16 protein-coding genes are annotated in these 17,758 nt (G+C 38.9%); 5 read left to right on the plus strand and 11 right to left on the minus strand.

The annotated features are described in order from the left end of the window. Positions 1 to 42: 42 nt before the first annotated feature. Genes accD through MWU56_RS14385 form a run of 3 tightly spaced genes read right to left on the minus strand, consistent with a single transcriptional unit; the run spans position 43 to position 4,631 of the window. Positions 43 to 903, minus strand: a complete 861-nt coding sequence (gene accD, locus MWU56_RS14375) for an acetyl-CoA carboxylase, carboxyltransferase subunit beta (RefSeq protein WP_247045514.1) — start codon at positions 901 to 903, stop codon at positions 43 to 45. Between the two features lie 27 nt (positions 904 to 930). Then, positions 931 to 1,998 (minus strand): class II fructose-bisphosphate aldolase, encoded by a 1,068-nt coding sequence (gene fbaA, locus MWU56_RS14380; protein ID WP_247045516.1) that lies wholly within the window; start codon positions 1,996 to 1,998, stop codon positions 931 to 933. 50 nt (positions 1,999 to 2,048) lie between these two features. After that, the gene (locus MWU56_RS14385) at positions 2,049 to 4,631 is read right to left on the minus strand and encodes a BamA/TamA family outer membrane protein (protein WP_247045755.1); all 2,583 of its coding nucleotides are present in this window, start codon (positions 4,629 to 4,631) and stop codon (positions 2,049 to 2,051) included. A 24-nt stretch (positions 4,632 to 4,655) separates the two neighbouring features. Between MWU56_RS14385 and MWU56_RS14390 the strand changes: the two genes are divergently transcribed. Beyond that, positions 4,656 to 5,378, plus strand: coding sequence for a TrmH family RNA methyltransferase (locus MWU56_RS14390; RefSeq protein ID WP_247045518.1), 723 nt, complete (start codon positions 4,656 to 4,658; stop codon positions 5,376 to 5,378). 1 nt (position 5,379) lies between these two features. Here MWU56_RS14390 and MWU56_RS14395 read toward each other — a convergent pair whose 3' ends face one another. Together MWU56_RS14395 and ubiE are read right to left on the minus strand one after the other, a co-directional pair. Further along, positions 5,380 to 6,078 carry a porin family protein gene (locus MWU56_RS14395; protein WP_247045520.1) on the minus strand — a complete coding sequence of 233 codons (699 nt, stop codon included), beginning with the start codon at positions 6,076 to 6,078 and terminating at the stop codon, positions 5,380 to 5,382. Positions 6,079 to 6,082: 4 nt separating this feature from the next. Then, the gene (gene ubiE / locus MWU56_RS14400) at positions 6,083 to 6,811 is read right to left on the minus strand and encodes a bifunctional demethylmenaquinone methyltransferase/2-methoxy-6-polyprenyl-1,4-benzoquinol methylase UbiE (protein ID WP_247045523.1); all 729 of its coding nucleotides are present in this window, start codon (positions 6,809 to 6,811) and stop codon (positions 6,083 to 6,085) included. Between the two features lie 194 nt (positions 6,812 to 7,005). Here ubiE and trkA point away from each other — a divergent pair, with 194 nt between their 5' ends. Both trkA and MWU56_RS14410 read left to right on the plus strand, forming a co-directional pair. After that, on the plus strand, positions 7,006 to 8,355 hold the full coding sequence (gene trkA, locus MWU56_RS14405; RefSeq protein ID WP_247045525.1) for a Trk system potassium transporter TrkA: 1,350 nt from the start codon (positions 7,006 to 7,008) through the stop codon (positions 8,353 to 8,355). Further along, positions 8,355 to 9,845 carry a TrkH family potassium uptake protein gene (locus MWU56_RS14410; protein ID WP_247045527.1) on the plus strand — a complete coding sequence of 497 codons (1,491 nt, stop codon included), beginning with the start codon at positions 8,355 to 8,357 and terminating at the stop codon, positions 9,843 to 9,845. The genes trkA and MWU56_RS14410 overlap by 1 nt, the downstream gene beginning before the upstream one ends. 90 nt (positions 9,846 to 9,935) lie before the next feature. Here the strand turns inward: MWU56_RS14410 and MWU56_RS14415 are convergent, their stop codons facing one another. Beyond that, positions 9,936 to 11,120 carry a pyridoxal phosphate-dependent aminotransferase gene (locus MWU56_RS14415; RefSeq protein ID WP_247045528.1) on the minus strand — a complete coding sequence of 395 codons (1,185 nt, stop codon included), beginning with the start codon at positions 11,118 to 11,120 and terminating at the stop codon, positions 9,936 to 9,938. A 13-nt stretch (positions 11,121 to 11,133) separates the two neighbouring features. Next, positions 11,134 to 12,237, minus strand: coding sequence for a fatty acid desaturase family protein (locus MWU56_RS14420; protein ID WP_247045530.1), 1,104 nt, complete (start codon positions 12,235 to 12,237; stop codon positions 11,134 to 11,136). A gap of 114 nt (positions 12,238 to 12,351) precedes the next feature. On the opposite strand from MWU56_RS14420, the gene rsmG reads away from it, so the two are divergent. Further along, positions 12,352 to 12,987, plus strand: a complete 636-nt coding sequence (gene rsmG, locus MWU56_RS14425; RefSeq protein WP_247045532.1) for a 16S rRNA (guanine(527)-N(7))-methyltransferase RsmG — start codon at positions 12,352 to 12,354, stop codon at positions 12,985 to 12,987. 1 nt (position 12,988) lies between these two features. On the opposite strand, the gene MWU56_RS16580 is transcribed toward rsmG, so the two are convergent. From MWU56_RS16580 to MWU56_RS14440, 4 genes are all read right to left on the minus strand, one after another. Beyond that, a complete protein-coding gene (locus MWU56_RS16580) occupies positions 12,989 to 13,111 on the minus strand; it encodes a hypothetical protein (RefSeq protein WP_262917835.1) in 123 nt (40 codons plus the stop codon). Positions 13,112 to 13,383: 272 nt separating this feature from the next. Continuing rightward, positions 13,384 to 13,770, minus strand: coding sequence for a Co2+/Mg2+ efflux protein ApaG (gene apaG, locus MWU56_RS14430; RefSeq protein WP_247045534.1), 387 nt, complete (start codon positions 13,768 to 13,770; stop codon positions 13,384 to 13,386). A gap of 5 nt (positions 13,771 to 13,775) precedes the next feature. Further along, positions 13,776 to 14,978 (minus strand): DUF3667 domain-containing protein, encoded by a 1,203-nt coding sequence (locus tag MWU56_RS14435; protein ID WP_247045536.1) that lies wholly within the window; start codon positions 14,976 to 14,978, stop codon positions 13,776 to 13,778. Positions 14,979 to 15,009: 31 nt separating this feature from the next. Continuing rightward, on the minus strand, positions 15,010 to 16,254 hold the full coding sequence (locus MWU56_RS14440) for a type IX secretion system plug protein domain-containing protein (protein WP_247045539.1): 1,245 nt from the start codon (positions 16,252 to 16,254) through the stop codon (positions 15,010 to 15,012). 151 nt (positions 16,255 to 16,405) lie between these two features. Here MWU56_RS14440 and MWU56_RS14445 point away from each other — a divergent pair, with 151 nt between their 5' ends. Then, the gene (locus MWU56_RS14445; RefSeq protein WP_247045541.1) at positions 16,406 to 17,758 is read left to right on the plus strand and encodes a Na(+)-translocating NADH-quinone reductase subunit A; all 1,353 of its coding nucleotides are present in this window, start codon (positions 16,406 to 16,408) and stop codon (positions 17,756 to 17,758) included.

Consider the following 17,758-nt stretch of genomic DNA (forward strand, 5'->3'; position numbering starts at 1 on the left):
GACTTGGTTTTAAAAAAAAAGCCCCTGGAACAGGGGCTTTTTCTATTTTCTAACCGGTTGATTCATAATCAAATCAATATATAAATTGATTTTTTTCTTCAAATCCCTTCGATGGGTAATAAAGTCCAAGAACCCGTGATCCATTAAAAACTCTGAGGTTTGAAAACCTTCAGGAAGATCTTTACCTGTGGTGTCTTTTACGACTCTTGGTCCTGCAAAACCAATCAAGGCTCCCGGCTCTGCGATATTTATGTCACCCAGCATGGCATAGGAAGCGGTTGTTCCTCCTGTTGTGGGATCTGTACACAAGGATATGTACGGTATTTTTGCTTCTGCCAATTGCGCTAATTTCGCAGATGTTTTTGCTAATTGCATCAAGGATAGGGCTGCTTCCATCATTCTCGCCCCACCTGATTTGGAGATCATAACAAAAGGCACTTTTTTTCTTTTGGCCACATCAATGGCACGTGATATTTTTTCGCCTACAACGCTTCCCATCGATCCTCCGATAAAACCAAAATCCATACAGGCGACGACGATGTCTTTCCCTTGAGATTTTCCAACCGCTGTTCTTACGGCATCCTTTAAGCCCGTTTTTTTGTGGGCGGCTTTTAGGCGATCGGAATATTTTTTGGTGTCCTCGAACTTTAACGGGTCTTTGGAGGTCATTTTTGTGTCGAGCTCCTTAAACTTGTTGTCATCAAAAAGAATTTCAAAATATTCTTTACTGCCTATTCGAACGTGGTAATCATCCTCGGGGCTAACATAAAAGTTTTTGGCCAAATCTTCGGCCTCTACAATTTTACCGGTGGGGGACTTGTACCATAACCCCTTTGGGGTGTCCTTTTTTTCTTCGGTAGCGGTCTGTATTCCTTTTTCCTTTCTTTTGAACCAAGACGACATGCAATCAATATTTAGTTAGACAAAGGTTTACAAGGTATTCACGTTGTTCAAATCCTCAAAGGCCTTTTTTAAACGTGCAATGAAGGTTTTTTCTCCTTCTCTTAGCCAAACTCTGGGATCGTAATATTTTTTATTTGGTTGGTCATCACCATCGGGATTGCCAATTTGTGTTTGTAGGTAATCCGATTTTCCTTGAACATAATCCCTGATACCTTCTAAAAATGCATATTGCAAATCGGTATCGATATTCATTTTGATCACACCATATCCGATGGCTTCCCTAATTTCTTCCAAAGTGGAACCAGACCCACCATGGAATACAAAATCAATGTGATTATGCTCGACCCCATATTTCTCCGTGATAAACTCTTGTGAGTTTTTCAAGATTTTTGGTGTCAATTTTACATTACCGGGCTTGTATACTCCATGTACGTTTCCGAATGCTGCTGCGATAGTAAATCTAGGGCTTACTTTTGAAAGCTCTTCGTAAGCAAATGCAACTTCTTCTGGTTGGGTATACAATTTGGAATCATCCACATCTGTGTTGTCTACACCGTCTTCTTCTCCTCCCGTGATTCCCAATTCAATTTCCAAAGTCATGTTCATTTTGCTCATGCGCTCCAAATACCCTTTACAGATTTCTATATTCTCTTCTAGCGGTTCTTCGGATAGATCAATCATGTGTGAACTGTACAATGATTTTCCTGTTTCTTTAAAGTGTTCTTCGCTGGCATCCAATAGTCCATCGATCCATGGCAATAATTTTTTGGCGCAATGATCGGTATGAAGGATTACGGTTGCTCCATAGGCCTCGGCGAGTTGGTGTATGTGCTTGGCGCCGGCGATGGCTCCTAGAATGGCCGATTTTTGACCTTCATTGGAAAGTCCTTTACCTGCATTGAACTGAGCTCCTCCATTGGAGAATTGTATGATAACTGGGGCGTTCAATGTTGCAGCTGTTTCCATAACGGCATTAATGCTATCTGAACCGATTACGTTTACGGCCGGAAGTGCATATCCGTTTTTCTTTGCATGGTTGAATATTGCTTGTACCTCGTCGCCGGTTGCAACACCGGGCTTTATGTTGTGGGACATAGTTCTTGGTTTCGAATTAAATAAGAAACAAAAGTAATAAAATATTTGCTCTAGAAAGGATAATTGATACCTATGTTGAAGACAGCTTTCTTAAGGTTGTAGCCATCGAACCAACGATTTGATCCAATTTTGGCCGGATTATAGGTCTTAAAGCCCACATCCAACCTAAAAACAAAGAAAGTAAAATCGTAACGTAATCCGAGTCCTGTCCCCAATGCAATATCTCCAAGAGAAGAGAAACCATTAAATATGGCATCGGGATTGGTTTCATTGTCGAATACGTTCCATATATTTCCTGCGTCTGCAAATAGTGCGCCTTTTACGTCACCCGCTATAGGAAATCTATATTCAATGTTTAAAGCAAGTTTTAGATTTGCCTCGTTAAAATCGTTGATATTGTCGGTGCTTCCCGGCCCAAGTTCATACGCGTTCCATGCTCGATTATCGTTTGATCCACCTGCAAAGTAACTTCTAACAAATGGAATGTTGTCTGAATTACCATATGGAATAGCCAAACCAGAGAAGCTTCTTAAAGCAATTACTTGAGAGCCCCCAATATCCCAATGTCTAATATAATCAAATTCGGTTTTTACATATTGGGAAAATGGCACACTAAATACAAGGTTTTGTTCAATATCGTTTTTGTTGTAAGGTATAATGTTTGCAAGAAGAGCAAGCATTCCACCTGCACTTTCCAGTTTTATTCGATATTGGTAAAAATCCAAATCATTGATATCTGATTTGCTGTTTTTGGTATGGGTAAAGTTACTGGCAAAAATCAGGTTGTTCTCTGTTAAACGCCTACGTCTTTCTTCAATACTGTTCACCTCGTCAAATTGCTCATCGCTAACTTGTAGTAAGTTGTTTAGGATATCACTTGCAAAGCTATTGGCTCCTTCAGGAATATCCAATGTGGGCTCATCAGCGCTAAAATCCTCAAAATAAGATGCGTTCTCGGAATCGTTTTGGAAGTCATCAGCTATTTCATCTAAACTCGAAAAGGTATTGCTGTATACATTATAGAAATTATCGGGGTTCACATTTCTAACGAACTCTACATTGAGCAATTCTATATTGTTTTTTAAACGGTCTGTTGGCGACCAGTTATAAGATAAAACTGCGTTTAGGGATTGTTTGTCCAACCCGATGTTCCGTTGAAAGTTGGTACCTGCAGACAATCTACTTTGAGGCAGCATGTAGTGCGGAATAATATTTTCTGTATTGAAGGGTAGCCAAATCCTAGGAAATGTTATGGTAACATCCCCTCCAAGTTCTGAAGTAAAATTATCATCGGAAAGAGATCCGTCGCTCAACAAGCCAATAGAACCTCGAGCCGAAACATTTAAGGTCTCAGCACCTCCAAAAACATTTCTTGTAATTACCGAGGCACTAAAGGCGGTACCTACTTGTTGAATGTTGGAGTGGGTAACATCAAAATTTAGGTTTAGTGAATATTTTGGTTTTGCTGCCAAATAAATATTCGATTCCAGTTGCGTTTGTGTGGAATCGGGTATAAATTCTATATTGGGATATTTAAAGGTATTTAGATTGGTAATTTGTCTGTAGGTTCTTATTCTATCCAAATCTCGGTATACACTGTCTTTTTCAAAAAAGATAGCATCAGCTAGTGCCTGAGGCTTATACCTAAGTTTACCACTATAGTAAATGTTGTAGTTTTCGTGTACGATACTCTTTAAAGTATCGGTATCCCCATTGATATCATAATCCGCATAAATATTTATCTTTCTAAGTCTTGCGACTTTATATGGTGTACTAGTATCCGTGCTGTCAGTGGAACTTCTAAACTTATTAATGTTGAGCTTTACGTCCATTAATTGGTCATCCGAGATTAATGTAGTATCTCTTAGGATGTCATAATTTATTGAGCTTTCTTGAAAATTATAAACACCCGAATTTCGGAATAGTGTTGTTAAACGTTCGCGCTCCAAGGTAAATATGTCTAAATCAAACTGTTCACCTTTTTTGATTAAACTTTGTTTAGCATTCTTTCCATAAATAGAGTCCAGTTCTGGAGAGGTGATATTTTTTTGAACCGTGTCTACGATAAAGGGTTTGTTCAAGGTTATATTGTATGTTATCTTGGCTTTTTTATTTTGATTGCCCTCCACTATCTCATAATCGCCAGTATTGTTAAAATACCCCTTGCTGTTATAATAGGCTTTTAGTTTGTTGATGGATTTGTTTGTTTCTGCGGTGTCTATGATCACTGGAGGTTCGCCAATTCTTTTCAAAAACTCGCTGGCTCCTTTCACTATAAAAGATTCGCTCAACCTATTTACTTGTTTCTTGGAAAGTAGATTGTTCAGTCGTTTTTCTCTTTTCTCTTTTCGGTTTAACCAGTCTTGAAAGGTGGAATCCGGGTTTTCCTTCGCCAGATTGTACAGGTTCAGTTTTAGGGGGTAACCAAGGACATTGCTGTTGGGCTGTTGGGTTACAAGGCTCTTAATTTCGCTATTGCCCACTTTTTCATCATCAACAACAATGGAGTTCTTGGTAAGCAATAATTCGTCTTCCCCAACCTTTTTTAATGTATTGCAACCCGAAATAATAAGCAAAAGGAACAATAACCCTATTTTTGCCCCGTTGCACATTAAACCTAAAGAACCCTTCATAGACGCCAAAAATACACGATTTAGATGGTTACAAAAAACCAAATTAAACTAGTTGTTAGCTTAAAGCAAAAAAAGTACCGATCTCAACACAAACTGTTTGTCGTTGAAGGCGAAAAGGTTGTGGATGAATTGCTGCGGTCTAGGGTGAAGCCATTTAAAATTTATGTTGATGCATCCGAAAGTCTAGAAAAATTTAATAAAGCTGAATTGGTTTCTAGTAAAGATTTGAAGCAAATGAGCAGTTTAGCCCATCCTAACGGGGTGCTCGGTATTTTTCATATGGTTGAAGAGAAAGATACGGTGGATTCTGATTGGGTCGTGGCTTTGGATGCAATTAGAGACCCGGGCAATTTGGGTACCATTATCCGTCTTTGTGACTGGTTTGGGATAACTAAATTGGTATGCTCAAAGGATACTGTGGATTGCTACAACCCCAAGGTGCTTCAGGCCACTATGGGCTCCATTGCAAGGGTGCAAATTGCTTATAAGGATTTGGAAGCCTATTTAACCAACACTGATTTCCCTGTTTATGGAGCTTATATGGATGGTGAATCTATGTATGGATCTTATAGTCTAAAAGACAAAGGTGTTTTGGTGATGGGAAATGAGGCCAACGGCATATCCAATGCGATTAGCAGGCTTATCACTAAAAGAATTTCCATCCCACAATATGGTTCTCCCACTGCTGAAAGTTTGAATGTGGCCACGGCAACAGCTATTCTGTTAAGTGAAATACGGCGAGGATAGCTTATTCAAAGGTGAAATTGATAAAAATACCACGGGTACGCATTGCATTGATATTCCCGGTCCATGGACTATTGGGGTCTTCATCCCTCACCAGTTCATCGGTTAGAGCAAAAACTCCACGTATCGAAGGTGTAAATTTGAAGTATTCGGTGTAAAGGTCAATTCCAAAGCCTAATTCGTAACCATATACTTTTTGTTTCATCCGGAATTGTCCAGTACTGTTATCGTCCAAACTATCCTCATTACTACCTAGGTTTATGGAAGTGTATACTCCTCCCATAATAAATGGTTTCCAGTTTCCGATTCTACGTGTACTTGCTTTAAGTAGTAATGGAAACCTAATGTACGTTGATCGTACCTCGCGTATGGCCTCTGCTTCGGTAGAGAAACCAGGGAAGCCAAGGGTTCGAGAAGTGTAGAGTAAACCAGGTTCTACCCGGGCATCTAAGAATTCATTGATTCTTAGTTCACCGATCAATCCAACGTTAAAACCATAACTTTTGTCCACCAAAATATCCCGTCCAATATCATCTTTATACTCAAATTGGAAGTCGTATTGGTTAAAACCAAGGTAATAACCCCAGTTCAAAAATTTCTTATCCTCGTTCTGAAGGTTTAAAATGGGGTCGCTCCCAAATTGGGCAATGGCGCTGGAATTTGATATGATTAGCAGTCCAAAAAGGATAAGGAGATTTTTCATTACTCTATTTTGATGCGACATAAATGGATGCAACACCCATGGTCTGTGGTTTGTTCTCTACTCCTATAAACCCGATTTTCTTTAAAATATTGTTGAATGCTTCACCATGTGGGAAAACTGAGGCCGATTCACTTAAGTAAGCGTAGGCCGACCTATCCTTTGAGAATAAATTGCCAATAGTAGGCAAAACATATTTGGAATATATTCGGTATCCTTGTTTGTATGGGGTTTTGGTGGGTACCGAGGTCTCTAGAACTAAAAAATGACCTTCGGGCTTTAATACGCGATAAATTTCTTGTAGACCTTTTTCTAGGTTTTCAAAGTTTCTTACACCAAAAGCTACGGTAATGGCATCAAAGGAGCTGTCTTCAAATGGAAGGTTTTCGCTGTCACCCACAACCATTTCAACTGTGGATTGTAGATTTTTATTGTTCACCTTTTTCTTTCCCACTTCCAGCATGCCAGGGGAAAGGTCGAGTCCAACTATTTTTTTTGCACCTGTATGTGTCAAGGCAATAGCAAGATCACCTGTGCCAGTTGCAATATCCAAGATGGACTGTGGTGATTTGTCCTTTAAAAAAGCTACGATACGTTTCCGCCATTTAATATCTGTTCCAAAGGAAATTACTCGGTTAAGGCCATCGTAATTCTCAGATATATTATCGAACATCTGTTTTACCTGTTCTTTTTTACCAAGTTCAGATTCTTTATATGGGGTCACCTTTTTCGACATCACTTTAATTTACGGGCAAATATACAATTTAGCTAAAGGGCAGTGTACTAAAATATTTATGTAATTTTGCTCTTCAAAGGGAATTTTTGCCCCTATATGGTTATAAATATGTAGTTTAAGTGCGGCATACCTTTCTTGGCATTCGATGTAATGCGCAAATAGAATTTATTTAAGAACCCATCCTATTCTAATCAATGAGAATAATTATTGCAGGTGCTGGTGAAGTGGGATTTCATTTGGCAAAATTATTGTCCTACGAAGCCCAGGAGATTAGTTTGATTGATACCAATAAGGAAAGATTGTCCTATGCGGATAATCATTTGGACATTCGCGTGCTCCGTGGCGATGCCACCTCTATCCAGGTGTTACAAGATGCCCAAGTAGATGGGTCTGATCTGGTAATCGGGGTAACGGCGTCCGAAACTACAAATTTGACCTTATGTGTTCTTGCGAAGCAATTGGGATGTAAGCGTACCATGGCCCGTATATCCAACACAGAGTTCATGGACAATCGAGAACTAATCAAGTTTGAGGATTTAGGGATAGATGAGTTGATATCTCCAGAACGGTTAGCCGCTATGGAAATCCAATTAATGCTTAATCAATCCGCCTTTAATGATACCTACCAGTTTGAAGAAGGCTTATTGACCATGTTCGGTGTTATCCTCCCTAAGACGGCCCCTTTCGTAGGGAAAATGGTAAAAGAGGCAGCACGGATTTTTCCCGAACTCAATTTTATGCCCATCGCCCTGCAACGAAAGGGTACACAATTCACTTTAATTCCAAGAGGTGACACTATTTTTAAGGAAGGTGATCAAGTTTACTTTATTACTTCTGACAAAGGAGTGGAAGAGCTGTACAAACTCTCTGGAATGCAAAAACAAGAAATTAAAAATGTAATGATCCTCGGTGGGAGCAAGGTGGGGTATAAAACAGCCAGAGATCTTTGTGACAAAAGGTTCAACGTAAAACTTATTGAAAAAAATAAGGAAAAGGCTTTTGATATTGCAGATGATTTGCCCCACGCCCTTGTAATCAATGGAGACGGGCGAAATGTAGAGCTTTTGGAAGAGGAGAATTTGGAGTCAATGGATGCATTTATTGCGGTTACGGGCAATTCAGAAACCAACATAATGTCCTGTTTGGTCGCCAAGAGTAAAAAAATAAAAAAAACGATCGCCTTGGTAGAAAATATGGACTATTTTCAACTGTCCCAATCCATTGGGGTAGATACCCTGATTAATAAAAAACTTTTGGCCGCAAATAGCATATTTAGGCATATGCGAAAAGGAGAAGTTCTTGCCCTTACCCGGTTAAACAACTTAAATGCGGAAATTTTGGAGTTTGAGGTGAAGGCATCTTCATTGGTGAACGGAGAAATTATAAGGGAATTAAACTTTCCGAGAGAAGCAAGTATTGGAGGGGTTATTAGAAATGGAAAAGGAATTATTGCTTTGGGTGATTTTAGAATTGCCGAAGGGGATAAAGTGGTGGTCTGTTGCTTGCCCAAGGCCATTCCAAGAATAGAAAAGCTATTCCTCTAATGAAGCTGAACACAAGAATCATTATCCACATTATGGGGCTATTGCTGCTGTGCAATGGGTCCTTTATGCTTTTGGCGGCACTTGCCAGTGGTATTTATAAAGATGGTGCCACCATGGATATTATGTTGGCCGCCATTGTTACCATGCTTTTTGGTATTATGGCAATGTTTTACACAAGAGGCCATAAAAAATTGGTAAAACGTAAAGAAGGGTATATCGTAGTGACTTTTGGGTGGATAGTGATGTCCATTTCTGGAATGTTGCCCTATTTATTTTCAGGGTCGATTCCATCCATTACCGATGCCTTTTTTGAAACGATGTCCGGTTACACTACGACAGGAGCCTCTATCGTGGATGATATAGAGGCGTTGCCCGAAGGAATATTGATTTGGCGTAGTCTTACACACTGGATTGGAGGAATGGGGATTATTGTACTTGCCATTGCTATTTTACCGCTTTTGGGAATTGGTGGAATGCAGCTGTTCGCAGCTGAAGCACCTGGCCCTGGAGGGGATAAGCTTCATCCCCGGATTACTGATACTGCAAAGCGGTTATGGCTCATTTATTTTGGTTATACAATATTGGAAACTTTATTGCTTAAACTTGCGGGTATGTCTTTTTTTGATGCCATAAATCATGCATTGGCAACCATGTCGACTGGTGGGTTTTCCACCAAAAATGCCAGTTTGGCTTTTTGGAACGATCAACCTTTGATCCAATATATCATCATTCTATTTATGTTTTTGGCTGGGAGTAATTTTGTACTCAGTTATTTTGCTTTAACAGGAAAAGTGCAGCGCATACTTAAAGATGAGGAGTTTAAGTATTACCTTGGGTTTATCGTGGTATTTACAATTATGGCAGCTTTAGGTGTGTATTTTAAAGCTGATGTGCCCGAATCGGATTTTCATCCCATGGTTTTGGGTGAGGCGGAAAGTGCAATCCGACATACTTTGTTTCAAGTTGTGGCCGTAATAACAACAACAGGGTTTGTATCGGCGGATTTTACATCTTGGACACCATTTTTAACGATTTTCTTTTTTGGTCTCATGTTCCTTGGCGGCTCTGCGGGATCAACTGCAGGAGGAATCAAGGTGATGCGACATTTATTGATTATTAAGAATGGTATTTTGGAATTTAAGAGAACCTTACACCCTAATGCGGTGATACCTGTTCGCTATAATCAAAAAACCGTGACAGAGCACATTGTTTATAATGTAGTTGGGTTCTTTGTTCTATATATGTTGCTTTTCATCATAGGCTCGTTGGTTCTTGGTTTGATGGGTTTGGATTTTGTAACAGCAATTGGCGGGTCGGCTTCTTCACTTGGCAATGTTGGACCTGCGTTTGGTAGTTTGGATCCGTTGAGTAATTTTAACAGTCTTCCCGCAGCGGGTAAATGGTGGTGTGGTTTCCTAATGCTTTCAGGACGTTTGGAATTGTTTACTGTGCTGATAGTGCTTACGCCATATTTCTGGAGAAAGACCTAATTAAAAAACCTCCTGAAGTATAACTCCAAGAGGTTTTTTTAAAATTGATGACGTAATACTGAATCAAGTTCAGCATGGCGTACAAATTAGTTAAAGCACAGCCTTGATTCTGGTAATAGCTTCTTTTAGTTCTTTTTCTGATGCTGCATACGATATACGGATGCAATTAGGGTTTCCGAAAGCTTCACCGGTTACGGTGGCAACATTCGCGTGTTCCAATAAATAAAGAGAGAAATCGGAAGCGTTGTTTATCAAATTACCATTCAATGTTTTTCCAAAAAATGAGGAAATATCGGGGAACACATAAAATGCTCCTTCTGGTACATTAAGGTTGAATCCGTCTATCTCACCGAGAAGTTGGAGAACAAGATCTCTTCTTTCGTTGAACTTGTCGATCATATATTGGATTTTGCTCACAGGAGCATCTAATGCGGCAATAACTGCACGTTGGGCAATTGCGTTGGCACCACTGGTTACCTGACCTTGTAGTTTGATGCATCCTTTGGCAATCCATTCTGGAGCACCAATGTATCCAATACGCCATCCTGTCATGGCAAATGCTTTGGATACTCCATTTATGGTAACTGTTCTCTCGTACATACCATCAATTCCAGCGATGCTCACATGACCACCGGAAAAATTGATATGCTCATAAATTTCATCGGATACGACGTATATGTTCGGATATTTTTTTAATACTTCTGCCAAACCTTCCAGTTCTTCCTTGCTGTACACCGAACCACTTGGGTTGCATGGAGAACTAAACCAAATCATGCGGGTTTTTGGAGTAATCGCTGCTTCCAGTTGTTCAGGTGTCATTTTAAAATCGGTATCGATTTCTGTAGTGACTTCTACCGGCACACCTTCGGCCAATTTTACAATGTCGCTGTAACTAACCCAGTAGGGCGCAGGTAAAATCACCTCGTCTCCTGGATTAAGAACGACCATGGCAACGTTGAACAAAGATTGTTTCGCACCCGTGGATACCACAATCTGTTTCAACCCATATTCAAGGTTATTGTCTCTCTTAAACTTATTGGAAATAGCGGTTTTAAGTTCTGCATAACCGTCAACAGGTGTATAGCTGCTATAATTTTCGTCGATGGCCTGCTTTGCAGCATCTTTGATAAAATCAGGAATGTTGAAATCGGGTTCCCCCAAACTCAAACCGATAATATCCTTTCCTTCGTTTCGTAATTCCCGTGCTTTGGCTGCCATGGCCAAAGTTGCTGACGTGGACATATTCTTAATCCTGTCAGATAAATGGTTGTTCATTGATACTTCGTTTTTACTGATATTGAAGGGTAGGTTTTTTACCTAGCTCCTTTAAGTGTTTGAAGTGCGAAATTATAGCTTTTCTGGTAGTTTTATATTCGTGGTACGGTAAATTGAACTCCTGAGCAGTCTGTTTCACAATTTTGGAAATATTTGTGTAATGTATATGACTGATGTTGGGGAATATATGGTGTTCCACCTGATGGTTCAATCCGCCAGTAAACCAATTTACAATTCTGTTTTTAGTGCCAAAATTTACAGTAGTGAATAATTGGTGTATGGCCCAAGTGTTTTTCATGTTGCCCTCTTTGTCCGGCAAGGGAGTGTCCGCATGGTCCACGATATGCGCCAACTGGAAAACAACGCTTAGAATCACCCCTGCAACGTAGTGCATAATAAAGAATCCTAATAAGACTTGCCACCATGCAATATCAACAAGGAGCATTGGGAGAACAATCCAAATGGTTATATAGATCACTTTTGTGATGACCAATGTACTCCAGTTTATTACCGGGTTGGGTAGTTTTCCGTAGCTTAATTTCCTCTTCATGTAACGGTACATTTGTTGGAAATCTGTAGTTATGGCCCAGTTAAAGGTCAATAGACCATATAGCAAAATGGAATAATAATGTTGGAATTTATGGTGCTTTCTCCATTCGGCGTGTTTGGAGAACCTTAAAACTCTTCCAGCTTCCATATCCTCATCATGCTCATGGATGTTGGTGTAGGTGTGGTGAAGCACATTATGCTGAACTTGCCAGTTATATACATTTCCTGCCAAGATATATATACTGCTTCCCATTAGTTTGTTTACCCATTTCTTGTTGGAATATGCACCATGGTTTCCATCATGCATCACGTTCATACCAACTCCGGCCATTCCAATTCCCATGGTAACGGAAAGTAGAAGATAGCCCCAAAAAGGCAAATCAAGGGTTAAAATTAAAAAGTAGGGGGTCAAAAAAATGGCGAACATCACAATGGTTTTCATGTGAAGTTTCCAATTCCCGGTTTTCTTTATATTGTTTTCTTTAAAGTATTCGTTTACTCGCTTGTTCAGTGTTCTAAAAAATTGTGCTGAATCCTTTCTTGAAAACCGGATGGTACTCTTATCCATATAATAAATTTTTACAAAGGTAATTAAAATGCTTCTTTCGTACCCATACTGTTGTGTTAGAACGGTGTTAAGGTGTTTAAAAGTATTAGCTTTGTTAAAATTAATGTTTGATATATGAAAACTGAACTAATATTCAAATATTTTACGACACTCAGCAATGAGCAGAAAGAACAGTTTTATAAATTAGAGAGTTTATATCACGATTGGAACCAAAAAATAAATGTGGTTTCCAGAAAGGACATCGATGAGCTGTACCTAAGGCATGTCTTGCATTCACTGGGAATTGCCAAGATTCAAATATTTAATGAGGGAGCGGAGGTTTTAGATGTTGGTACAGGGGGAGGATTTCCTGGAATCCCGTTGGCCATTTTATTCCCAAATGTAAAATTTACCCTTGTTGATGCTATTGGAAAAAAGATAAAAGTGGTGGACGAAGTGGTGGAAGGATTACAATTGGAGAATGTAAAAACCTATCATTCACGTGTTGAGGACATTCCTGGTCAATTTGACTTTATTGTAAGTAGAGCTGTTGCAGCAATGCCCACTTTTGTGCATTGGACCAAAGGAAAGATTAAAAAAGATTCCGCACATCAGCGAAAAAATGGCATACTTTATTTAAAAGGTGGAGACCTTGATGAGGAGCTGAAGGACTACAGCACTATTCAGGTATTTGAATTAAATGAATATTTTGAAGAGGATTTTTTCGAGACCAAGAAAGTGGTGTACCTACCTCAAAAATTTAAGGGTTAACCTAGATGCTGTACATTCTCTTGTAGACCAATCTACATTTTCTGGCGTAGTTCTTTGCATATTGCCATAACTGCTGATATTTTTTAATCATCAAATTTCCCGATTCATCTATTCTATCTGTCATAACCAATTGATTTTGTGATGTAAATTTAAATTAATTGCGATAAGTTTACAATTAGTTAACGTTAAATTTACATATAAATTGCATTTGACATGCTTGTTCTTCTTGTATATTGGAGTTAGAGATGAAAAATTATCGTAAACTGAAATCAGGTCAGTGTTGTATTTGAGGTGTACAAAAACTGTTGGGAAAAAGATTTTTGCCCATACTGTATAATAAAGGTCTGCAATTTTACCGGGAGTTTAAGACTGCTATTGAGTATAAAATGATGTGGGTTAATTTATGGCAAAGGGAGCTACAAACTTAAATGTTGGAATTTCAACCTCAAACCCTTCAGCATCGGTGAAGTTTACCATATGGTAATGGCCGCGCATAGCTCCTACTGGTGATGCCAATAGGCATCCAGAGCTATATGTATGGGATTTTCCTGGTTTTATTACAGGTTTTCTTCCTATCACACCTTCCCCGTCAACCGTTTCTGTTTCTTTGAGTGCATCGAATACATCCCAATGTCGTGCTATTAGTTGTACCGTGTCTTTACCGAGGTTTTCAATAGTTACTGTATATCCGAATGCATAGTGCACCTTATAGTTTTTGAAGAAAGTGCCTTCGAAGGTGGTGCTCACCGAAATTTTAATTCCTTTGGTTACCTGTGTAAACATAACAATCAATAGGTTAAACCGCTTCCTGCAAACGTGAGTATAATCGTGAAAATAGCCAAGATCATAAATATAGTGTTCAGAAAGATGTATTTCACAATAGTTTTAAACCTTCCTTGTCCATAAAATTTTCTCATGGCCTTATATAAATAGAGCCCGAAAATCAACAAGAAAATACCTGAGCTATCAATATTGAAAATGGTATCCAATATGAGGCTTAGGGTCAGCAATATAAACAAGAGTGACTGATTGTGAAAACTAAAAATAAGATGATCGGTGTAGGTATAGTTATTTCTGATGTAAACCAGCGAAATGAATACAGTGAACACCGGTAGAAAGAAAAATATGATAAAAGGGAGCTTGGAAATGGTCTCGTTGATCCATGTGCCAGGTTGGCTCATTACCTTCAAAATACTATTGGAAAAATTGAAGGCCATTGTATTGGTACTGGTTTTATCGATGTTGTATTTCTCTTGGGCTTGCTGAAAATTTAATAGGGTGTCTTTTTTGATAAAATGTCTAAAAAACTCAACCTTTTTAGAGAGTCTATTCTTTCTTGATTCTTTTTCAAGACTCTTAAAATAGCCCGGTGGGTCGGCATTCATAAATGAGTCTTTTTGTTTTTTCACATCATTTATAGTGCTCATAAAAACACCTAAGGAGTCCAGGAACTCTAATTGAGGCGATAATTCAGGGTCTTCATTAGTGATGGAGTCAAGTTTATGTATGGCGTTTTTAGATTGTTTTTCCAGTGCTACACTATCTACTTCAAAGTCGCCCGAATCTACATCAAATTTTATAGGGGAGCCATTATAAATGGTTCCATCATAGTTTTTGAAAGTAGTATCAAAACTGGAAAAGCGGTTGTTGTAGGTGATCAACAAAAAATATAGAAAAGCCAAGCTCAACAAAAAACGAAAAGGATTGGTGTAGGTTATCCTTTTGCCATTAACGTAGTCTTTGGTTATTCTACCAGGCCTTAATAAAAGGGCTGATAATGTTCTTAAAAGTTTGGAGTCGTAATTAATGAGGCTAGAAAAAAACTCATCAAAAAAAACTTTTAAAGTTAGCTTTTTGGTGCTGTTTGCTTGAGAGCAATTAGGACAATACTTATCGCTTACATCCAGCGGGTGCCCACAGTTTAGGCATTTTACGCCCCGAAACTTGAGTTCGTAGCGTCCTTTGCTGATCAATCCATCTTTTTTTCCCATACCTTTTTTCAGGATTTGGAACTAAAGATAATTAATTACTTATATTTCTGGAGTTTAGGGAGCCTATGCCTATTATACTATCGTACAATTTGCCAAAATCACGATAATATACCAAGATGAGGTAGTTGTTCTCTGTAAAGTGAAAATTGCCGCTCACAAGGTTTGGGTCAATGGAACCGTCCTGTTTTTGAACAACGTACTTATAGTTATAGAACCCTTGTTTTATTGTTAAGGCTGTTTCAAATTTACCGTTTTCTTCGTTGAAGATCATTTTATTCTGCTCGTCCAATGCGTAATTATTGAATTTACCAATCACGTAAACATCATCAAGGCCGATTAAATCTGTGTATGGCAGGCTAAAATGAACCTTGGAGTACTCTGCCTCCCTGGAAACATCGTCGCCTTGGAGTGTACGTACCACAAAATCCCCGTTGATATCTGGAAAATAGGTATATTCCTTGTCATATCTATATTCATTGGTGAATAGATAATGGTGGTACACGTCTCTCATTTCAATATTGGATATTGCAAACGTTGGGGATCGAAGATCTTTTGTGTCGAAGTTTAAATATTCGTTTCCTCCAAAAAAGCTGGTTTCCGTGTCATATTTATATACTAGCTCTGTGCCAATGGTGAATTGAGGTGTAATATTATAAAGGGCACTGGGCCAATGATGATTTTGTAGGATCGCAACCTTAATTTCCCGTTTAGGGTTTACAACATTGAAGCCAGCTGTATTTATATTGAACTGTACAACTTGTTTTGTGTTGATGTATTCAAAGTCTCTCGACCTTCTTATATTTCCCTCTACTGTTACGGCATTCCTATAGACCACAAACCTTCTGGAGAATTGAAGGTCCCCGTAGCTATTGTAAATTTCCAATACATAGTTACCACTGACTTTTAATCCCGTATTTTCATTTGGAATGGTAAGTCTATAATTGGAGTAGGGCTGTAAAGTAGTATAACTGTTTTCGTAATCCACGATCCGTTGATTGTCCATTCCGGAAAGGTATTGTGATTTTAAAAGTTGAGATGGTGTCCAATCGTAATCACAATGAAAAATTTTGTAGTAGTAATCCTGTTCGTTCGCGGTTAGGTCATCAAACTCCAAAGTCATGGATTCCCCTAGTTCAATTACTGGAAATTGGTCATCTGTAGGGCCTTTAAAAACAACTGATTTGATGTTGTCGGGCGGGTTGATTTCTTCCATTACTTGGCTAAAAGTAAAATTGGATATAAAACCAAATAGGAGCAAAATGTATGTGGAACGCATCAAAGGCAACAATTTTGGGTAAAGTTAAGCAAAAAGTATGCCCAGCGAATTAAGCTCGACATAATCCCATTTTTATGGTTATTTATTATGAAAACTATCCTTTTAGTACTATTTTTGCGTTCGATTTTGATAACAAAAGATCTACAACAATATGTCTAAAGACATCCGGATTAGAAAGGGGTTGAATATCAACCTCGTAGGGGCAGCAGAGCAGACTATTGCCAAAGCAGTTACCAGTAACGTGTACGCCCTGAACTTAGATGATTTCCATGGAATCACTCCAAAAATGTTAATAAAACAAGGGGAAGATATAAAAGCGGGCGAGCCTCTCTTTTATAATAAGAACAACGAAGAGATGCACTTTGTTTCTCCAGTGAGTGGTGAGCTTGTGGAAATTGTTAGGGGGGCAAGAAGAAAAATCTTGACACTTAAGATTCTTGCAGATAAAGAACAGGCTTACGTGATTAATAAGGTGCCGGATTTGGATACCGCAGATGGGGAGGCCATAAAGTCCTACCTGTTACAATGTGGAGGATGGCCGTTTATTAAGCAAAGGCCTTACGATATGATTGCTGACCCTAACGTAACTCCTAAAGCAATTTTTATTTCGGCATACACTACCGCTCCATTGGCTGCGGATGCTGATTTTGTTTTGAAAGATAAAGAGCAGGAGATTCAGGCGGCAATAATGGGTCTTGGTAAACTTACACCAGGTAAAATTCATGTTTCCATTGGAAAATCCAGTAGGTCACCTTTCAATGATATTAAAGGAATAGAGCTTCATAAGGTTTCTGGTCCACATCCCGCAGGTTTAGTGGGAACCCAAATAAACAAAATTGATCCAGTGAATAAAGGGGAAACGGTATGGACCATTTCACCACAGGATCTTGTTATGTTGGGAGAACTTTTGTTGACAGGAAAATTTAATGCGGAACGAATTGTTGCATTGGCTGGATCGGTGATCAAAGCACCTAAATATTACACTACAAAAATCGGTGCCGAAATTTCAACATTCCTGTACGCAAGTGGCGTAAACGAAGATAGGTTCAGGTTGATTAACGGAGATGTGCTCACAGGTTCCAAAACCAATACAGAAGGATATCTCGGATTTTATAACAACACAGTGACCGCAATTCCAGAAGGAGATGATTACGAATTTTTCGGATGGAACAAGCCGGTATTCGATAAAATATCGTCCACTAGGGCATTGACCTTTTCTTGGTTGCAGCCTAAAAAGAAATATGATTTGGATACCAATACAAATGGAGAGCATAGAGCCTTCGTTTTAACGGGTAGATATGAAGAGGTTTTTCCACTGGATATATATCCACTTCAATTATTGAAGGCCTGTATGGTAAAGGATTTGGACGAAATGGAGCAATTGGGACTTTATGAAGTGGCTCCTGAAGATTTCTCTTTGACGGAATTCATATGCATATCAAAACAACCACACCAACAAATAATCAGGGAAGGATTGGATTTGTTGCAAAAAGAACTTGGATAA

Origin of the sequence: Allomuricauda sp. F6463D, from assembly GCF_023015965.1 — a bacterium.
Classification (GTDB): domain Bacteria; phylum Bacteroidota; class Bacteroidia; order Flavobacteriales; family Flavobacteriaceae; genus Flagellimonas.